This is a genomic window from Methylocystis sp. Sn-Cys, assembly GCF_016745395.1.
Classification (GTDB): Bacteria; Pseudomonadota; Alphaproteobacteria; order Rhizobiales; family Beijerinckiaceae; genus Methylocystis; species Methylocystis iwaonis.
In genome coordinates this window covers 346,080-364,735 of record NZ_JAERVJ010000004.1, presented here as the reverse complement: position 1 = coordinate 364,735, position 18,656 = coordinate 346,080, and the positions used below count along the sequence as shown (strand labels likewise).

Below are 18,656 nucleotides of genomic sequence, written 5' to 3'. Positions count from 1 at the left end.
CTCGAGCGAGGGGATCAAACTGCCAAGTCCTGACCAGAGACGATGATATTCTGCCGTCATGTCTCGCACGCATCGATTATTCGAACTCTTGCAGATGCTGCGCCGCCGCCGCGGGCCCGTGAGCGGGGCGGAGCTCGCGCGTGAGGCGGGCGTCTCTCTGCGAACGCTCTATCGCGACATCGCCGCCTTGCAGGCGCTAGGGGCTGAAATCGAAGGCGAGCCAGGCGTCGGATATGTGCTTCGGCCCGGTTTCCTTCTGCCCCCGCTCATGTTCTCACGTGAGGAGATCGAAGCGCTGGCGCTTGGCGCAAAATGGGTGGCGCGACGCACCGACGATTCGCTTTCCGACGCGGCGCGCAACGCCATAGCTAAAATCTCGGCCGTTCTGCCTCGAGACCTAAAAGCTCGATTGGACGACGACGCGCTTATCGTCGGCTCGGGAAGGGAACGACCGCAGCATGTCGAATTAGCGGCGCTACGGCGGGCGTTACGCGAAGAGCGCAAACTCGCTTTGTCCTATCGCGACGAGAAATGCCTGCGTACAGAGCGGATCGTGTGGCCAGTGGCGCTCGGCTTTTTCGAGTCCGCCCGCGTTCTCGCCGGCTGGTGTGAGTTGCGGGGAGCATTCCGTCATTTCCGCTCCGACCGGATCGAAACCGCGCGGATTTTAGAGGAACGCCCACCGCGACGGCGTCAAACGCTGTTGAAGGAGTGGCGGCAAAATATGCTGACAGAAGCTGACAGTGTGCTTGCTTATGGTCGCCGCGTCTCAGCACAGACGAAGGGATCAGCCATGACGAAGGAGCTTGTTTTCTACACCCATCCGCAATCGCGCGGCATGGTCGTTCATTGGGTGTTGGAGGAGATCGGCGCGCCTTATTCGATCGACGTGAAGGAATACGGAACAACGATGAAAGCGCCGGAGTATCTGGCCATCAATCCGATGGGCAAAGTCCCGGCTATCCGGCACGGGGATACGGTGGTGACGGAAACCGCCGCAATCTGCGCCTATCTCGCCGACGCCTTCCCGCAAGCCAGGCTCGCGCCGGCGCCTGAGGCGCGCGGCGACTACTATCGCTGGCTGTTTTTCGCGGCCGGCTGCGTGGAGCCGGCGATGAGCAATCACGCTGCCGGCTGGGATCCAGCGCCGGACATGCGGGCGCGCTTTGGCTATGGCTCTTACGACGCCGTGATCGAAACGCTGGCAAGGGCTTTGGCGGGTCGTCGTTATATTGCCGGCGACGCTTTCACCGCCGCGGACGCTTACGTTGGTTCGATGATCGGCTTTGGAATGCGCGTCGGCGTGATCGACAAGCGCCCGGAGTTCGAGGCTTATTGGAGCGGCTTGGAAAATCGCCCAGCACGGCGGCGCGCCGCCGCACAGGCGGAAAAGCTTGCGTCCAAGCAGGCGTGGGAGCCCGCATGAGCGCGCGTTGATCTCCTTTCAACGATAGGGCTGTGCAGCGACTTCATAGGTATAATACGAGGTCCGCTGTTAGGCGCCACTCCCGACGCGCAGCTTCGACGCACAGGAAATCACCGCCGTCATTGCGAGGAGGCGGAGCCGACGAAGCAACCCAGGGCCGCATCGCTGCCCTGGATTGCTTCGCTTCGCTCGCAGTGACGGGTTCTGGGCAAAACCAGCGCTTTTGCGGCTCTGGATTCCAGATCGGGCCTTCGGCCCGTCGGGAATGACAAGCGCCCGACGGGAGCTATTCAAACCGAAATGGTATAAAAAGAAGCAGAACCAGTAAAAGCGCCCGGCGAGAAAATAGGCTCGAGCTTGTGGCGCCAGCGGCCCGGAAGCCCGCGCGGATGGCCGGGAAGACAGCCGGCTTCGTGTACATTTCCAGAGGCCGCCGCGCGAGCGTGATTCTGTGCATTCATAATGCTTTAGCAGCAAAGCTTGCGATTGTTTAAACCAAAGGTCACGGTCGCAATACGGATTGTTACTTAGTAATGCTTTAAAACGAATAGCAAAGCCACAGGCTATCTGTATCAAATATGCCACATCAATACAATAACTGACCGAGTCCCTCACCTGGAAACACCATTCAAACCAATTCTGGGCTAAGAAACGGATGCATGAGTGTTCGGCCCCCAAGCGGACCGCCTCCTCAAATTCAGAGAAAGGGCAATAAAATGAAAAGAATATTCTTAATTGCGACGGCCTCACTCCTCGCGCTCGGGTCGGCGCTGGCCGCGGATCTTCCCTCCCGCAAGGAAGCCCCCGTTTATGTCCCGCCGCCCCCCCCGCCGCCGTTGTGGACGGGTTTCTACGCCGGTTTGAACCTCGGCGGCGGCTGGCAGGACCACACCTCCTCCAATGTCTGGGGCTGGGGCTGGAATAATGGCGGAAACAACACCGGCGGCGTCGTCGGCGGCGGCCAGATCGGCTATAATTATCAGTTCGGCCAGAGCTTCCTCGTCGGCATCGAGACCGACTTCCAGGGCACGAGCATCGGCTCGGGCGGCAACAACAACAACCCCTGGCTTTGGGGCGGCTTCGGTCCCTGGGGCGGCTGGGGCGGCCTCAACGCCACGGCCCGCATCAACTGGTTCGGCACGGTTCGCGGCCGTCTGGGCTGGCTCTTTACGCCCACCCTGCTGGTCTATGGCACGGGCGGCTTCGCTTACGGCGACGTGCAGCGTAACTTCTGGTGGAACCAGAACAGCGTCGTGCAGACCGGCTGGACCGCCGGCGGCGGCGTCGAGTGGCTGTTCCTGCCGAACTGGTCGGCCAAGGCCGAATATCTCTACACGGATATCAGCGGCAACAACCAGAACCAGTTCTTCAACCCCGGCTTCGGGCTGAACAACGTCAACAACCACACCCGCTTCCACACGGTTCGCGCGGGCGTGAACTATCACTTCAACCTGTTCGGCGGGTCGGCTCCGGTCCTCGCGAAATACTGATACGGCTTTCCGGCCGACAAGAACCCGACCTCCCGGCCGGGTTCTCTTCAACGCAACCCTCGGCTTTCGCGCAAGCGAAGCTGGGGGTTTTGTCGTATCGGGGATTGCGAACCAAAGTCGTCCGCGGGCGGTCAAAACACCCCGGCGTCCAATCCCGCTGCGGCCAACGTCCCCAACTCTCGGCATTGCTGGACAAAATCCTCGCGCCAGTCGCCTCGGCAGATCAGCGGCGGCTGAATCGCCCGCCATCTCAGCCCCGTGACGATCGTCTCGACGCCCCGCCGCGCGCCGGTCCCGTCGCTGCCGGCGCGGATACACATCGCGTAGGGAAGCCCCTGCGAATGGTCGAGGCAGGGATAATAGCAGCGATCGAAGAAGTCCTTCAGCGCGCCGCTCATGTAGCCCAGATTTTCAGGCGTCAGGAGAATGACCGCCTGGGCCGCCAGCACGTCTTCTGGCTGCGCCTCGAAGGGGTTTAGGAGGCGCGCCTCGACCGTCTCGAACTCCGGCGCACTCGCGCCCTCGACAAGCGCGTCGCGCATGCGCCGCAGATTGGCGGAAGGCGCATGCGCGATGAGAAGGAGCTGCTTCCTCACCTGAACACACTCTATGTTGACAAGGCGTCACGCAGCCATCATCCAACCCGCTCATAAACGCGCGCTTTCCGCGGGATGACAGGGCCAATGACCACCAAGATCTTCATCGACGGCGACGCCGGCACAACGGGCCTCGAAATCCGTGAGCGGCTCGCTGGCCGCGCCGACATCGAAATCGTCGCGATTCCCGCCGAAAAGCGCAAGGATGTCGAGGCCAAGCGCGCCATCCTCGCCGCCGTCGACATCGCCATTCTCTGCCTACCCGACGACGCCGCCAAGGAGACGGTCGCCCTTTGCGACGCGCTCGGCGACAAGGCCCCGCGCCTGCTCGACGCCTCGACCGCGCATCGCGTCGCGCCCGGCTGGGTCTATGGCTTTCCGGAGCTCTGCGCCGGCCAGCCGGAGGCGATCGCCAAAGCGGCGCGCGTCGCCAATGTCGGCTGCTACGCCACTGGCTCCATCGCGCTGCTGCGCCCGCTCGTCGACGCCGGCCTTATTCAGCCCGACCAGCAACTTACGATCAACGCAGTCTCCGGCTATTCGGGCGGCGGACGGCAGATGATCGAGTCTTACGAGAAGGGCGAGGCTCCGGCCTTCGAGCTTTACGGGCTTTCTCTTGAGCACAAGCATCTGCCCGAGATCATGGCCTATGCGAAGCTCTCCGTGCGCCCGCTGTTCGTGCCGTCAGTCGGCAATTTCCGCCAGGGCATGCTTGTGTCGATCCCGCTGGCGCTCGACGCTTTGCCGGGCAAGCCCGAGGCGGCGGATGTCGAGGCCGCCTATCGGCGCCATTACGAGGGCGCGCCGCATGTGCGCGTCGTGCCGCCGCCGGCGGCCGGCCGCCTTGACGCGCTCGCGCTCAACGGCACCGACGACATGGAGGTTTTCGTCATCGCCAATGAGGCGCGGCGTCACGCCGTGCTGGTCGCGCGTCTCGACAATCTCGGCAAGGGCGCGTCGGGCGCGGCGGTGCAAAATCTCGATCTGATGATCGGCGGCGGCAAGCGGGCCTGAAGGCCCGCGGTCCATGGCGGCGTCCGGACCGCGCGCCTTCAGGCGCGCACGGGCATCACGACGTGGATGTTTTCGTCTTCGCCAATGAGCCGCGGCGCCACGCCGTGCTGGTTGCGCGTCTCGACAATCTCGGCAAGGGCGCGTCAGGCGCGGCGGTGCAAAATCTCGATCTGATGATCGGCGGCGGCAAGCGGGCCTGAAGGCCCGCGGTCCATGGCGGCGTCCGGACCGCGCGCCTTCAGGCGCGCACGGGCATCACTCCCTAATGGCACCGACGACATGGAGGTTTTCGTCTTCGCCAATGAGCCGCGGCGCCATGCCGTGCTGGTTGCGCGTTTCGACAATCTCGGCAAGCGCGCGTCAGGCGCGGCGGTGCAGAGTCTCGATCTGATGGATCGGCGGCGGCAAGCGGGCCTGAAGGCCCGCGGTCCATGGCCGCGTCCGGACCGCGCGCCTTCAGGCGCGCATCATGTTCATTCCGTATAGGCCGTCACGCCCGCCGGCAGCTTCTGCGCCACATCCTCGTAGCGGCTGGTGCGCGTGCCCATCATGGTCTCGAAGGCCTCGTGCACCTCGCTCACCGATTTGGCTTTGAGCTTGCGGCCTTGCTGGGCGTAGAAGATCGGCCTGTTGGCGCGGGCGGGCTTGGGCAGCAAAGCGGCGGCCGACATCGTCGGCTTCTCGATCAGCGCCTGCATGAAGCGTTCGGTGTCCTCCGGCCCGAGGAAGTGGATGAGATAGGTCTCGCCCGGCGTGAGCTGGCGGCCGATCTTCTCGGCGATCTTGGAGCCGTCCTTCTTCAGCATCTGCGCCGCCAGCGCCGCCGAAAGATAGGGATCGTTGCGCAGGCTGAGGATTTTGGCGCGCTGCTGCGGCGCGACGCGCCCGATGGCGTCTGCGCCGTCGGCGATGGCGTTCGCCTCCTCCTCGCGGCCGTAGAGATGACCGAAATTCTTGACCGCCTGAAGCCAGGTCTTCTCGACGAATTGAAAGAGCCCGCTCGCCGAGGAGGTGCGCGCCTTGGCGGTGGTCGAGAAGGCGGATTCCTTGTCGGCGATGGCCATGAGCAGCGCCGGGTCCATCTCGGTCTGGTTCGCGGCCTTCACGACGCGCTCGACGATCGACTTGTGCACCTTCACCGAACCGAAGCGCATCACGCCGGGCGCGTCGGAGGCGGTCTCGCCCTCCGCGCCGAGGCGATGCGCCCAGGTCAGCGCCGCCTGCTCGAGCGAGAAGTCGCTGTCGAGCGCGGCCTCGTCGTCACCCCGCGTCAATTGCATGAAAGGCGTCGGGGGCGCGTGCGGCTTCGCGGCGCGGGCGACGCGCTCATAGCGGGGCGCCGCCACGCGCTTGACCGAGAAGCTCAGCGCCGCGAGCGTCGAAAGGATGACGCCGACACAAGCCGTGCGAAGAATGATCGGGAAAGCGCGGCCTTCAAGGATCGACGCCCAGCGGTCGCCCAAACTCATGCCGGGCGCGGACCCCAATGCGGGCTGCGAATAATCCGTCATTCTTCTCGTCGGCTCCCTGCGCCGCAACAGCGGCCTTAACAAGAAGTTACGCAGAAGGAACGGCGAAAGAGCGACGGCGCGCGCCACCCCCGCGCCATATTCGGCGCGGCGGCGGGCTGGAGAAAATTCAGCAAAAACCCGTGTGTTCCGGACGCTTTAGGTGCGACAACGCGCGTGCGGCCTTATTTGCGCCATCAAACCGGCAGGCGCTTCCTTGTCAGAACGGCACCTTGGAGAGCAACGCCTGAATCAAATGATAATCCGGGCCGGCGACAGGGGTCGTGCGCGCCAGGAAATCGACGGGCTTGCCGTCTTCCATCCCATAGTCCGCGATGCGGGTCACTTTCCTCGATTTGTCGAAGTAGACGGCGAGCACATGCTGATCCGTGATGTTTTGCGGCATGAACGCCATGGAGCGCTCGACTCGCTGGCTGACGTAATACCAGGCGTCGCCGCCGATCGTGGACGTCGTGGAAGGCGTGCCGAGCAGTTGCATGACCTGCGGCGCCGCCATGCCCGGCTTCACCTGCATGGCCTTGCGCGAGTCGATCACCGCGCCGCGATTGATGACGCCATCATAGCCCAGGCAGCCGGAGAGCGAGGCCGCGACGCCAAAGGCCGCCAACATTCTCACGGCCGACGAACCGAAACAGCCCCTCGAAAAACCGCGCAAGCCCAGCCCCGCCATATCGATCTCCAAGCTACTTTCCCGCCGGCGACGCGACGCGCGCCGGTATCCTGCATCGCAATTCGGCTTGCCTAGCCTTCGATTGGCGCGAAAGCAAGACGATCGTGGCCGGATAGATCAGAGAACTGGCGCCAATGAGGCGGCCAACGTATCTAAAAGCCATGAATGCGCCTGAAGGAGAGAAAAGAGGGCAAAATGATTGACGAACATAATATGGCCCTCGGCGAGAAGCCGCCATTCTCGCGCCCGCTGACCCTGACCGAAGTTCCGCCGGAAGGTCTCGAGATAAAAATCGCCGCCACGGACGCCGAGCGCGCGGCGCTTGCGCAGATGAACGGCCTGCCCGCCGTTCTTTCGCTGGAAGCGGCGCTCCGCGCACGGCGCTGGCGCAGCGACGGGCTGGAGGTCGCCGGCGAGCTGCGCGCTCATGTGCGCCAGACCTGCGTCGTCACGCTCGATGAATTCGACTCCGAGGTCGTCGAGCCCATCGAGCTGCGCTTCGCGCCGCCAAAGGAGGCCCCCAAGCCCCGCTCGCGCCGCCACGAGCCCGAGCCGGAGGCGATCGAACAGAATATGCTCGACGACGATCCGCCCGACCCGCTGATCGGCGGCGCCGTCGATCTCGGAGCGGTCGTCTCGGAGTTCCTCACTTTGACGCTCGATCCTTATCCGCGTAAGCCCGGCGCCGAATTTATCGAGCCCGCTCCCGAGGCGGAGGAGGAAGGCGGCGTGGTTTCGCCTTTCGCGAAGTTGCGACCCGCGGGGAAGTAGTATGCCGCGGGCCTGAAGGCCCGCGGTCCTCTGCGGCGCCCGGACCGCGAGCCTTCAGGCGCGCTTGAAACCTCTGTACGCGTAGCCCCGGTCAAGCAAGCGCCGCGACGTGGCACTTGCGCGGCCGCGCAGCAAATGGCAATCACCCGCGCAGAACGCGGAGCCATGGCGGAATCGTCGGTTCGGCCAGATGGCGTCGCCGGTCACAGTCTCGCGCCCGCGAGCTGATCATTCGCCTGCTGTCCGCGGGCGCGCCGGCGTATCGCCGGCATGCGAGGGAAACAGGAAGCAATGGCGGAGAAAGTTCGGATCGCGGTCGACGCGATGGGCGGCGATTTCGGCCCGTCGGTGACGATCCCCGGCTGCGCCCTCGCCCTCGAACGCATGCCCGGCAGCCAGTTTCTGCTCTTTGGCGACGAGACGGCGATCCGCGCCGAGCTCGCGAACCATCCGCGCCTCGCCGAGCGCGCCGAAATCCGCCACTCGAGCGTCAACATCCGCATGGATGACAAGCCAAGCCAGGCTTTGCGCTATGGGCGGCGCGTCTCCTCGATGTGGATGGCGATCGAAGCGGTCAAGAAGGGCGAGGCCGACGCCGCAATCTCCGCCGGCAACACCGGCGCGCTGATGGCCATGTCGAAAATCTGTCTGCGCACCATGGCCCGCGTCGACCGGCCGGCGCTCGCCTGCCTGTGGCCGACGCTGCGCGGCCAGTCCATCGTTCTCGACGTCGGCGCCTCGATTGGCGCCAACGCCAGCCACCTCGTCGATCTCGCCATCATGGGCTCGGCGATGGCGCGCATCATCCTCGGCCTGGAGCGGCCGACCGTTGGCCTGCTCAATGTCGGCACCGAGGAGATCAAGGGCGTCGAGGAGGTCAAGGCCGCCGCCGCCATCCTGCGCGAATCCGACCTTCCTGGCCTCGAATATGCGGGCTTCGTCGAGGGCGACGGCATCGGCATGGGCGCCGTGGACGTCGTCGTGACGGAAGGCTTCACGGGCAATATCACGCTCAAGACCGCCGAAGGCACGGCGAAGCAGATCGCGGCCTATCTCAAAGCCGCCATGAGCGGCTCGCTCTTCGCCAAAATCGGCTATCTCTTCGCCCGCGGCGCCTTCGCCGAGCTCAAGGGCAAGATGGACACGCGCGCCGTCAACGGCGGCGTATTTCTCGGCCTCGAAGGCATCGTCATCAAGAGTCACGGCGGAACGGACTCTGTGGGCTTCGCCCGCGCGATCGAGATCGGCTACGAAATGGCCAAGAACGATCTCATGAACCGCATTCGCGACACGGTCGCGATCGCCCACCAATTCGAAAGCGGCGCCGCCGATCCGGCCAGCCCGTCGCAGGAAACCGCTCAGTGACGTCACATCCCCTGCTCCGCTCCGTCGTTCTCGGCGTGGGCTCCTATCTGCCCGCCAAGACGCTGACCAATGACGACCTCGCCAAGATCGTCGACACCAGCGACGAGTGGATTTTCCAGCGCACGGGCATCAAGGAGCGCCATATCGCCGCCGAGGGCGAAACCACCTCGATGCTCGGCGAGAAAGCGGCGCGCGCGGCGCTCGCGAACGCCGGCCTCACCCCCGACGACATCGACCTGATCATCGTCGGCACCTCCACTCCCGACTGGACCTTCCCCTCGACCGCGACGCAAATTCAGGCGGCCCTCGGCGTCGCCCATGGCGTCGCCTTCGATCTTCAGGCTGTTTGCTCGGGCTTCGTTTTCGCGCTCTCGACCGCCGATAAATTCCTGCGCTCGGGCTCGCACAAGCGCGCCCTCGTCATCGGCGCGGAGACATTCTCTCGCATCCTCAACTGGGAAGACCGCACGACCTGCGTCCTCTTCGGCGACGGCGCCGGCGCGATGGTGCTGGAGGCCCGGCCCTCCAGCGGCGCCTTGAGCGAGCGCGGCGTGCTGACGACGCATTTGCGCTCCGACGGCCGGCATCGGACGAAGCTCTATGTCGACGGCGGTCCTTCCGCCACGCAGACGGTCGGCCATCTCCGCATGTCCGGTCAGGAAGTCTTCAAATTCGCCGTCGGCAAGGTGACGGACGTCGTCGTCGACGCTTTCGCCGCGACGGGCCTCTCGGCCGCGGAGCTCGATTGGTTCGTGCCGCATCAGGCCAACCGGCGGATCATCGACATGTCGGCGCAAAAGCTCGGCATCGCGCCGGAAAAGATCGTCGCCACCGTCCATCTGCACGGCAACACCTCGGCCGCCAGCATTCCCCTCGCCCTTTCGGTCGCGGCGGCGGACGGCCGCATCAAGCAGGGCGATCTCGTCATGCTGGAGGCCGTCGGCGGCGGATTCACCTGGGGATCGGCTTTGATCCGCTGGTAAGTCGGCGAAACGACAACGCAATTGTTTTCGGCCCCGAAATGCGCCCGATTCACGCTCGGGCGCTGCAACTTGCGCTTGATTTTTTGCTGCAATTCTGAATAATTCCGACAACGGATGAGCGAGCCGGGCTTCGGCGACGGCTAATGGTTCTTTGGCGGTATTTGCTGATTGCGCTCCGACCGATTGCAGTAAAAGCAACTATCCGCGCAAACTATCTCCGCCTCCAATATTTTTGCAACGAAGAATTACAAGGTTCCAAATGTCCCAGGAGCAAATCCTCTTGCCGAACGGCGATGGCGCTAGCGCTTTTGTCTACGGCGACCAATCGATCAGAACGACGACGCGCGCGGATCTCGCCGAGGCAGTTTATCAGCATACTGGTCTAGGCCGCAGTGAAGCCTCCAAATATGTCGAAATGGTGCTCGACGAGATTTTCGAAAGCATCGTCTCGCGGGAAGACGTCAAACTGTCGTCCTTCGGCGCTTTTCTCGTTCGCGCCAAGCGGGAGCGGCAGGGCCGCAATCCCAAGACGGGAGAGTCGGCGAAAATTACGGCGCGGCTGGTCGTGACCTTCAAGCCCTCCAACGTGCTGCGCGCGCGCATCAACAATGGTTTGGAGGAGCCGGCGGCCTTGCCCGGCAAGAATGGCCAAGCCCCGAAGCCGAATGGGAAAAGCCCCCCGAACGAGAGAACGGTCTGACGCCTCGCGACGGCGAGGGCGCAAGCGCCTCTTGACAAGACTTCCCGGCGCATGCGCCAAGCGCCTATGGCCAAGTCCCGTTCTTTCTTCGTCTGCCAAAACTGCGGCGCCGTCGCCGCGCGCTGGCAGGGACGCTGCGAATCTTGCGGCGAATGGAACTCGATCGCCGAGGAAAGCGATCCGGGTCCGACGGCGCTGCGCGTAACGCGCGGGCGCGCGATCGAGCTCGAAGGGCTCGCCGGGTCGGATCGGCCGGCCGCACGCATCGTCACCGGGATCGACGAATTCGACCGGGTGACGGGCGGCGGATTCGTGCCGGGCTCGGTCCTGCTGCTCGGGGGCGAGCCCGGCATCGGCAAATCGACCCTGCTCATCCAGGCCTGCGCGGCGCTCGCGCGGCGCGGGGAGCGGGTCATTTACATTTCCGGCGAAGAGGCCGTGGCGCAAGTGCGGCTGCGCGCGGCCCGCCTCAGCCTTGCCGACGCGCCGGTCGAACTCGCCTCGGCCACGCAGGTCGAGGATATTCTCGCCACCTGCGCGACGGGCAAACGCGCTGCGCTGATCGTCATCGATTCCATTCAGACCATGCACACGGAAGTCGCGCCCTCGGCTCCCGGCACGGTCACACAAGTGCGGGCGAGCGCGCAGGCGCTGCTCCGCCACGCCAAGACCAGCGGCTCGACGATCATCCTTGTCGGCCACGTCACCAAGGACGGTCAGGTCGCCGGACCGCGCGTCGTCGAACATATGGTCGATGCAGTGCTGTCGTTCGAGGGCGATGCGGCGCATCACTTTCGCATGTTGCGGGCCTCGAAAAACCGTTTCGGCGCGACCGGCGAAATCGGCGTCTTCGAAATGACCGGGCTCGGATTAGCCGAGGTGGCCAACCCCTCGGCGATCTTCCTTGCGGGACGCGACGCCTCCGCGCCGGGCGCGGCGGTCTTCGCCGGCATGGAAGGCCAGCGCCCCATGCTGATCGAAATCCAGGCGCTCGTCGCGCCGACCTCGCTGGGCACGCCGCGGCGCGCTGTCGTTGGTTTCGACCAGAATCGCCTGTCGATGATTCTCGCCGTGCTGGAGGCGCATGGCGGTTTGAAGCTCGGGATGCACGATGTTTATCTCAATGTCGCTGGCGGCCTGCGCGCCGACGAGCCGGCGGGCGATCTCGCCGCCGCGGCGGCGCTCGTATCCTCGCTGACGGGCGCCGTCCTCCCCGCCGATCAGGCGTTTTTCGGAGAAATCGGCCTGTCCGGCGCCATCAGGCCCGTCATCCACGCCGGGATGCGGCTGCGCGAGGCCGCCAAGCTCGGCTTTCACCAGGCGGTGCTGGCGCAAAGCCAGCAGATCAACGACGACGAGCGGCGCGCCGGGCTGATCTTGCGGCCCTGCGCCGACGTCGCCCAGCTCGTCGCGGCGATTGCGCAAACTGCGCCCCGGGCACGTTAAGGCTGAAATTTAAGCTTTCTACTTCCCGCCGACGGCTGAGTTGCGCTAGAAGCAAGCCGTCGTACGTTCCCGCGGCCATCGACCCAGCCGCCTTCGATCAGCAGAGCGCGCTTGCGAAAGCGAATGGCGTGACGCGCGCGCGAAGCGCGCCGGCGAAGCGTTGGGATTTCCGAGCGTCAGGGCGAAACGAAGAGGACTTCGATGCCGTCGTACCTTGATCTGGCAGTTATTATTATCGTTTTGGTCTCCGGCATGCTCGCCTTGCTGCGCGGATTCACCCGCGAAGTGCTGGCGATCCTCTCATGGGTGGCGGCGGCCTTCGCGGCTTACTATCTGCACCCCATGGCGCTGCCCTATGTAAAACCATACCTCGCCAAGGACGAGCTCGCGCTCGCCGCGTCGGTCGCGGCCGTTTTCTTCGTGGCGCTGGTGCTGGTGTCGATTTTCACCGTGAAGCTTTCCGACGTGATCCTGGACTCCAAGATCGGCGCGCTCGACCGTTCGCTGGGCTTCGTCTTCGGCGCCGTCCGCGGCATGCTTCTCGCGGTTGTCGCCTTCCTTTTCTACGGCTGGCTGGTGCCCGACCCCAATCAGCCGGAATGGGTCCGCAGCGCCCGCGCCAAGCCGCTGCTACAGGCGGGCGGCGAGAAGCTGCGCGAATGGCTTCCCGACGACATGGACAGCATCGTCGCCAAGATCAAAGCCAAGAAGGGCGGCGCGCCTGTCGAAGAGACCCCGCCCGCCGAATCCGAGCTCGAGAAGGCGCTGCCGTCGGGCGAGAAGCAGTAAGAGGGATGACGCGCAAAGGGCCGAAAAACTTGCCGGCGTCCGCGTCGATTGGCAAAGATGATGCTAGAGCGCAGCACCGCGCTTCGATAGGGGAGACAGCGCAATGACAGACAGCCAATCCATTGCCGGCCCGATCGAAACCACCGACGATCTCGACGGCGATCGTCTGCGCGAATATTGCGGCGTTTTCGGCGTCTTCGATTTCGAGGACGCCGCGGCCATCACCGCTCTCGGCCTTCACGCGCTCCAGCATCGCGGCCAGGAAGCCGCCGGCATCGTCACCTATGACGCGGGCGGGCGATTCCACGCCGAGCGGCGCCTCGGGCTTGTCGGCGATCACTTCTCCAAGGAAAGCACGATCAAGCGCCTCCCCGGCTCCGCCGCGATCGGCCATGTCCGTTATGCGACGACCGGCGAAACCATTTTACGCAATGTTCAGCCGCTTTTCGCCGAGCTCAACACGGGCGGCTTCGCCGTCGCGCATAACGGCAATCTCACCAATGCGCAGGCGCTGCGCCGCGACCTCATCAAGGAAGGCTCGATCTTTCAGTCGACCTCCGACACCGAGGTCATCCTCCACCTTGTGGCGCGCAGCCGCAAGCCGCAGCTTATCGACCGCTTCATCGAGGCGCTGCGCGCCATTGAAGGCGCCTATTCGCTCGTCGCCCTGACAAACAAGAAGCTTATCGGCGCGCGCGATCCGCTCGGCATCCGCCCCCTCGTGATCGGCGAGCTGGACGGCAAATATATCCTGGCCTCGGAAACCTGCGCGCTCGACATCATTGGCGCGCGCTTCGTGCGCGACGTCAAGAACGGCGAAATCGTCATCATCTCGGAGTCGGGGATCGAGAGCATCGAACCCTTCCCCGCTCGGGTGGCGCGGCCCTGCATCTTCGAATTCATTTACTTCGCTCGGCCGGACTCTCTTGTTCAGGGTCGCCCCGTCTATGAGGTCCGCAAGGCCATGGGCCGCGAATTGGCGCGCGAGCAGAATATCGCCGCCGATGTCGTGGTGCCGGTGCCGGACTCGGGCGTTCCGGCGGCGATCGGTTATTCGCGCGAGTCGGGCATTCCGTTCGAGCTGGGCATCATCCGCAACCATTACGTCGGCCGAACTTTCATTCAGCCCACGCAATCGGTGCGCGAGGTCGGCGTGCGCATGAAGCACAGCGCCAATCGCTGCGTGGTCGAGGGCAAGCGCGTCATCCTCATCGACGATTCGATCGTGCGCGGCACGACCTCGGTGAAGATCGTGCAGATGATGCGCGACGCGGGCGCCACCGAGGTGCATTTCCTCATCTCCTCGCCGCCCATCACCCATCCGGACTATTACGGCATCGACACGCCGCAGAAGGAAAAGCTCCTCGCCGCGACGCATTCGCTGGAGGAGATGCGCGCCTATATCGGCTGCGATTCGCTGTCTTTCCTCTCGGTCGACGGCATCTATCGCGCCATGGGCTTCGAGGGTCGCGACAAGACGCATCCGCAATTTACCGACCATTGCTTCACGGGCGACTATCCGACGTCGCTGACGGACCTCGTGGAGGAGAACCGCGCGCAGCTCTCGCTGCTGGCGGAGGCGAGCTGAGGCCTTTTTATCGACAGAGGCAAACTCATGGCCGCACCCGCAAAAAAGCCGATGACGGCGGCCGAATTTCTCCAATGGGCGCAGGAGACGGAGCGCAAGCGCTGCGAGCTGGTCCGCGGCGAGGTCATCGCTATGGCGCCGGAGCGCGCGGATCACAGCCGGATCAAGGCGCGGATCTGGCGCGCGCTCGCCGACGCCGTCGAACGCACAGGCGCAAACTGCGAGGCTTTTATCGATAGCCTCGGCGTGGCGGTCGACGATTACACTGTCTATGAGCCCGACGCCCTGGTGAACTGCGGCGACGCCGTCGCGCCCGATTCACTTCTCGCAACTTCGCCGGTTGTCGTTGTCGAGGTGATCTCGCCTTCCTCGCGAAGTCTCGACACCAACGCAAAGCTCTCGGACTATTTTCGCGTGCCGACCATTGCGCATTATTTGGTGGTCGACTCCAAACGGCGTCTCGTCCTGCATTATTCCCGCGACGGCGATCGGATCGCCGTCGCCTTCGTCACGGAAGGCGCGATCGCGCTGATCCCACCCGGTCTCTCCATCGAGATCGCCGACATCTTCCCCTAACCGGATTATCAGTTGGAAGCCTCTCCCACCATCGCTCTCGTCACCGGCGCCTCCCGCGGCGTCGGCCGCGCCATCTCTCTCGAACTCGCGCGCCAGGGCGCGCATATTGTGGCGCTTGCCCGCACGCAGGGCGCGCTGGAGGAGCTCGACGACGACATCCGGGCGCTCGGCGGGCAAGCGACGCTCGTGCCCTGCGACGTCACGGATTTCGACGCGCTCGACCGTCTCGGCGCGGCGCTCTTCGAGCGCTGGGGCAAGCTCGACGTCTTCGTCGGCAACGCCGGCGTGCTCGGCCCGCTGTCGCCGCTCGCCCATGTGGACGTCAAGGATTGGAACCGCGTCGTAGCGGTGAATGTCACCGCCAATTGGCGGCTCATTCGTTCGCTCGATCCGCTGCTACGGGCGTCTCGCGCTGGGCGCGTCCTTTTCGTCACCTCGGGCGCAGCGCACAAGGCGAAGCCCTTCTGGGGGCCCTACGCCATCTCCAAAGCCGCGCTCGACGCCATGGCGCGCACCTACGCGGCGGAGGTGAAGAATGACGGCGTCACGGTGATGATCGCCAATCCGGGCCCGTTACGCACCCGCATGCGCGCCCAGGCCATGCCGGGCGAAGACCCCATGACGCTGCCGGCGCCTGAGGATTTTGCAAAAAAATGCCTCCCGCTGCTGGCGCCCGACTGGCGCGAGACCGGGAGGCTCTATGACTTCCCCACCGACCGGCTGATGGACTTCCGCCCGCCGGCGTGAAAAGCGCGGGGTCGCCCCCGCGCTTGGCCATCAGTGATGGTGATGATGGTGATGGTGGTGGTGGTGGTGGTGATGACCGTGGTGATGCCTATGGAACACGGGCGCCGGCGCCGCGACATAGGCGAGCGTGAGGCTCTCGACGCCCGCGTTCCAGCCAAGACCCGCGCCCGCTTCGATCTGGAAGGGCTGCAGCGAGAAGGTGTTGTCCGAGCCGCCGACGAGGACCGCGCCGCCGCCGCCGACGCCGATCTTGGCGGAAACGCCCGGGCCGACATAATTGCCGGCCAGCGCGCCGGGGCCGACCTTGCCGGTGGCCGCGATCACGCCCCAGGCAAGCTCGCCCTGGCCGTTCACGGTGATGTTCGGGCCGACCTTGGTCAGCGTGCCGACGTAATGGACCGGGAGGGCGCCTTCCTCGTCGTCGCTATAGGCGCAGTCGATCTGCTGGTTTTCGACGATGACGCTCAGATCGTTGCCCAGCAGCCTGCACTGAAGCGTGCCAACGCGGCCGTCGGCGAGAGCGGCTGCCGGAGCCAGAAGCGCCAAAATCGCGGCGCCGCCGAGCGCGTGGCTCAGTTTGAAACGGATAGACATAGAACTCCTCCTCTTTTTCTCTTCGAGCCGTTAAAGCTCTTACCGCGATCGCAAACTTCAGCAGAATGCTACGCATAAGGCGCAGTATATGACAACCGGCTGGATCGCTACAGTGGTAACGAGAACGGCGCCATTTCGAACGTGCGGCGTCGCACGCAGCGACGATCGCGCCAGTAATCCCTTTGATTGCAGCCCCTTGCAAACGGCGATCGGGCGGGCGATCTTGAGGTAAGCCAACGCGGCCTGTTATGCGGCGCTTGGACGCGGCGGCGGAGACGGAGCGATGAGCGCGCAACTCCCTGTTTTGTATGAATCACAGCTTTCGAGCGCCGACATCGAGGCGTTGCGCGCGGCCGTCGCCGCACTGGAGCGCCAGAGCTTTGCCGGACGCGTCGCGCGCCTTGCCGGCCGGCGCATGGGGCTCGTCAGCCGTCCCCTGCCCCCGCAGCTCCAGGAAATGGCTGGATTGGCCGCGCAGAAGGCGCTGACGACCGCCTTGCGAGTGGCGCTGTCGAGCCTCGAAGGCGCGCCGCCAGGCGACACCACGCGGTTTCACCGCCGCCTCGCTGCGCTCACAGGCGGCGTCGGCGGCGCGGTCGGCCTGGCGAGCCTCCCTGTGGAGCTGCCTCTTTCGACCACCATCATGCTGCGCTCGATCGCCGACATCGCGCGTAGTCATGGCGAAAATCTGCGCAACCCTGAGACGGGGCTCGCCTGTCTCGAGGTCTTCGCGCTGGGCGGCCATGCCGGCGACAATATGCTCGAAGGCGGTTATCTCGCCGTCCGCGGCCTGCTCGCCAAGTCCGTCAGCGATGCGGCGCGATATGTTGCGACGCGCGGGGTCTCGCAGGAGGCCGCGCCCGCGCTGGTGCGGCTTGTCGGACAGCTCTCGGCGCGCTTCGGCGTCGTCGTCTCGCAGAAAGTCGCCGCCCAGGCGGTGCCGATCATCGGCGCGGTCAGCGGCGCAGCGATCAATCTGGCCTTCACCGAGCATTTTCAGACGCTGGCGCGCGGCCATTTTGCGGTGCGCCGCCTGGAGCGCATCTATAATCCGGCGCTGGTGCGCGCCCAATATGCCCGCATCGCCCGCGAAGAAGGCTATTGGGACGCGCCGCTCAACGCCTAAAGCACGGTCTCCCGAACCGCCATCTTGTCCGCCATCCTTTGCCCGTGCGTCGCGCTCACCCTGTCGACCAGCCCGCGCAAGGCGCGACGCGCATCCTCCGTCCGCGCCTCCGTCAATCGCGAGAAGCCATATGCAAAGGCCACGGCGAGCCCGGTCAGGCAGGCAAAGGAAAGGATTTGCAGCGACCCCGGGCAGTCGTGGGGCATCCATTCCTCGCCAGCGAAACCACGGATTGCGCCAGCGCCCAGGAAGACGACGGGATTGTGAACCGCATAGAGAGAATAGGAAAAATCCGCGAGCTTGCGATTGATCTCCGCCGCGCGGCCCTCCTGGAATGGAGATCGGTCGAAACGCAGGGCGACGATCACATTGGCGAAGAGGAAAGCGTTGAGCACATCGACGAATTGTTGAAGCTGAGGGACCGCCTCCAGCGCCGGTCCCCTCACCGTCAGACGCGTAACCACGACCGATACGATGAGAATCGCCAGCGCCAGCTTGTAGTTCCCAATGAGCGGACGTGTCGCGACGCGGGCGACGGCGCCCATGACCCAGATCAGGAAATAGAAAGCGAACAGCGTCTGCGGCGCGCAAAGCGCCGCAAATAGGGCGACCCCCGCCGTGAAAGCCGCGGTTTTCGCCCGCCAGCTCAGCCCGCGATGCAGGGGCAAAAGCAGCAGCGGGAAAACGATGTAGCTCCAAAATTCGCAGGCCAGCGACCACAAAGGGGCGCTCGTGCCATAAAAGGGCGAATAGATCTCCTGCAGGTTCAAGAGATTAGGAGGAATCAGGTTCAGGCCGAAATGCCCATCGAAGAGCTTGTTCTCGTAGAAAGACTTGCGGAACAGCGCGCGGCCGAGCGTGTCGAAAGTGAAGGTTACCAATAAAGCCGGGATCAAGACGACGTAAATGCGCGTCACACGATTGATGAGATAGCTTTTCAAAAAGGATTTCTCTTGCAAGATCGCGGTCAAAGCGTTGCCGCCAACGAGAAAACCCGAAATGACAAAAAAGCCGATGACCGCAAAATGCGCGAACTGAAAGTGGCTGACAAACCACCAAATGTAATTGATCGCGCTCTGAGGCGTAATCATCATACCGCTAAAACGATTGAAGAGCGGCGTTTCGTGCCCGATCAAGACGACAAAGGCGAAGAGCCAGCGGCCGCCGTCGAGAAAATTCGAAAGTCGGGGCTCCAGTCTCAAATTATTTTTCTCCTCTTATAGCTAAGCTCTCCTTTCATTTTTAC

At 64.3% G+C, this 18,656-nt stretch carries 19 protein-coding genes and 1 pseudogene; 15 read left to right on the top strand and 5 right to left on the bottom strand.

Annotation, left to right across the window (positions count from 1 at the left end; translation table 11 throughout):
• Nucleotides 1-58 precede the first annotated feature (58 nt).
• Together JJT62_RS11140 and JJT62_RS11135 are read left to right on the top strand one after the other, a co-directional pair.
• The gene (locus JJT62_RS11140) at nt 59-1,426 is read left to right on the top strand and encodes an HTH domain-containing protein (RefSeq protein ID WP_202072817.1); all 1,368 of its coding nucleotides are present in this window, start codon (nt 59-61) and stop codon (nt 1,424-1,426) included.
• A gap of 716 nt (nt 1,427-2,142) precedes the next feature.
• Nucleotides 2,143-2,916, top strand: a complete 774-nt coding sequence (locus JJT62_RS11135; RefSeq protein WP_202072816.1) for an outer membrane protein — start codon at nt 2,143-2,145, stop codon at nt 2,914-2,916.
• A 131-nt stretch (nt 2,917-3,047) separates the two neighbouring features.
• On the opposite strand, the gene JJT62_RS11130 is transcribed toward JJT62_RS11135, so the two are convergent.
• On the bottom strand, nt 3,048-3,512 hold the full coding sequence (locus JJT62_RS11130; RefSeq protein WP_370568521.1) for a flavodoxin family protein: 465 nt from the start codon (nt 3,510-3,512) through the stop codon (nt 3,048-3,050).
• Nucleotides 3,513-3,599: 87 nt separating this feature from the next.
• Between JJT62_RS11130 and argC the strand changes: the two genes are divergently transcribed.
• The 3 genes and pseudogenes from argC to JJT62_RS19555 all read left to right on the top strand — a co-directional run.
• On the top strand, nt 3,600-4,526 hold the full coding sequence (gene argC, locus JJT62_RS11125) for an N-acetyl-gamma-glutamyl-phosphate reductase (RefSeq protein WP_202072815.1): 927 nt from the start codon (nt 3,600-3,602) through the stop codon (nt 4,524-4,526).
• A 62-nt stretch (nt 4,527-4,588) separates the two neighbouring features.
• Nucleotides 4,589-4,726 carry a hypothetical protein gene (locus JJT62_RS11120; RefSeq protein ID WP_370568520.1) on the top strand — a complete coding sequence of 46 codons (138 nt, stop codon included), beginning with the start codon at nt 4,589-4,591 and terminating at the stop codon, nt 4,724-4,726.
• Between the two features lie 64 nt (nt 4,727-4,790).
• A pseudogene (locus JJT62_RS19555) lies at nt 4,791-4,919 on the top strand (N-acetyl-gamma-glutamyl-phosphate reductase); the annotation flags it as partial.
• Nucleotides 4,920-4,999: 80 nt separating this feature from the next.
• Here the strand turns inward: JJT62_RS19555 and JJT62_RS11110 are convergent.
• Together JJT62_RS11110 and JJT62_RS11105 are read right to left on the bottom strand one after the other, a co-directional pair.
• Nucleotides 5,000-6,037: a transglycosylase SLT domain-containing protein gene (locus JJT62_RS11110; RefSeq protein WP_202072814.1), complete on the bottom strand. Its 1,038-nt coding sequence runs from the start codon at nt 6,035-6,037 to the stop codon at nt 5,000-5,002.
• A gap of 217 nt (nt 6,038-6,254) precedes the next feature.
• Nucleotides 6,255-6,725, bottom strand: coding sequence for an outer membrane protein assembly factor BamE (locus JJT62_RS11105; RefSeq protein ID WP_202072813.1), 471 nt, complete (start codon nt 6,723-6,725; stop codon nt 6,255-6,257).
• Nucleotides 6,726-6,920: 195 nt separating this feature from the next.
• Between JJT62_RS11105 and JJT62_RS11100 the strand changes: the two genes are divergently transcribed.
• The 9 genes from JJT62_RS11100 to JJT62_RS11060 all read left to right on the top strand — a co-directional run bounded on the left by JJT62_RS11100 (nt 6,921) and on the right by JJT62_RS11060 (nt 15,690).
• On the top strand, nt 6,921-7,496 hold the full coding sequence (locus tag JJT62_RS11100) for a DUF177 domain-containing protein (protein ID WP_202072812.1): 576 nt from the start codon (nt 6,921-6,923) through the stop codon (nt 7,494-7,496).
• A gap of 291 nt (nt 7,497-7,787) precedes the next feature.
• Nucleotides 7,788-8,861, top strand: coding sequence for a phosphate acyltransferase PlsX (gene plsX / locus JJT62_RS11095; RefSeq protein ID WP_202072811.1), 1,074 nt, complete (start codon nt 7,788-7,790; stop codon nt 8,859-8,861).
• Nucleotides 8,858-9,844, top strand: a complete 987-nt coding sequence (locus JJT62_RS11090) for a beta-ketoacyl-ACP synthase III (protein WP_202072810.1) — start codon at nt 8,858-8,860, stop codon at nt 9,842-9,844. Before plsX ends, JJT62_RS11090 begins: the two co-directional genes overlap by 4 nt.
• A gap of 259 nt (nt 9,845-10,103) precedes the next feature.
• Nucleotides 10,104-10,544 (top strand): integration host factor subunit alpha, encoded by a 441-nt coding sequence (locus tag JJT62_RS11085; protein WP_202072809.1) that lies wholly within the window; start codon nt 10,104-10,106, stop codon nt 10,542-10,544.
• A gap of 66 nt (nt 10,545-10,610) precedes the next feature.
• Nucleotides 10,611-11,990 carry a DNA repair protein RadA gene (radA, locus tag JJT62_RS11080; protein ID WP_202072808.1) on the top strand — a complete coding sequence of 460 codons (1,380 nt, stop codon included), beginning with the start codon at nt 10,611-10,613 and terminating at the stop codon, nt 11,988-11,990.
• A gap of 201 nt (nt 11,991-12,191) precedes the next feature.
• The gene (locus JJT62_RS11075) at nt 12,192-12,779 is read left to right on the top strand and encodes a CvpA family protein (RefSeq protein ID WP_202072807.1); all 588 of its coding nucleotides are present in this window, start codon (nt 12,192-12,194) and stop codon (nt 12,777-12,779) included.
• 103 nt (nt 12,780-12,882) lie between these two features.
• A complete protein-coding gene (gene purF / locus JJT62_RS11070) occupies nt 12,883-14,367 on the top strand; it encodes an amidophosphoribosyltransferase (protein ID WP_202072806.1) in 1,485 nt (494 codons plus the stop codon).
• Between the two features lie 27 nt (nt 14,368-14,394).
• Nucleotides 14,395-14,943, top strand: coding sequence for a Uma2 family endonuclease (locus JJT62_RS11065; protein WP_202072805.1), 549 nt, complete (start codon nt 14,395-14,397; stop codon nt 14,941-14,943).
• 12 nt (nt 14,944-14,955) lie between these two features.
• A complete protein-coding gene (locus JJT62_RS11060; protein WP_202072804.1) occupies nt 14,956-15,690 on the top strand; it encodes an SDR family oxidoreductase in 735 nt (244 codons plus the stop codon).
• A 30-nt stretch (nt 15,691-15,720) separates the two neighbouring features.
• On the opposite strand, the gene JJT62_RS11055 is transcribed toward JJT62_RS11060, so the two are convergent.
• Nucleotides 15,721-16,284 carry a DUF992 domain-containing protein gene (locus JJT62_RS11055; RefSeq protein WP_202072803.1) on the bottom strand — a complete coding sequence of 188 codons (564 nt, stop codon included), beginning with the start codon at nt 16,282-16,284 and terminating at the stop codon, nt 15,721-15,723.
• 283 nt (nt 16,285-16,567) lie between these two features.
• Here JJT62_RS11055 and JJT62_RS11050 point away from each other — a divergent pair, with 283 nt between their 5' ends.
• A complete protein-coding gene (locus tag JJT62_RS11050; RefSeq protein ID WP_202072802.1) occupies nt 16,568-17,410 on the top strand; it encodes an EcsC family protein in 843 nt (280 codons plus the stop codon).
• Here the strand turns inward: JJT62_RS11050 and JJT62_RS11045 are convergent.
• Nucleotides 17,407-18,612, bottom strand: a complete 1,206-nt coding sequence (locus JJT62_RS11045) for an acyltransferase (RefSeq protein ID WP_202072801.1) — start codon at nt 18,610-18,612, stop codon at nt 17,407-17,409. The genes JJT62_RS11050 and JJT62_RS11045 overlap by 4 nt on opposite strands.
• Nucleotides 18,613-18,656: the final 44 nt, after the last annotated feature.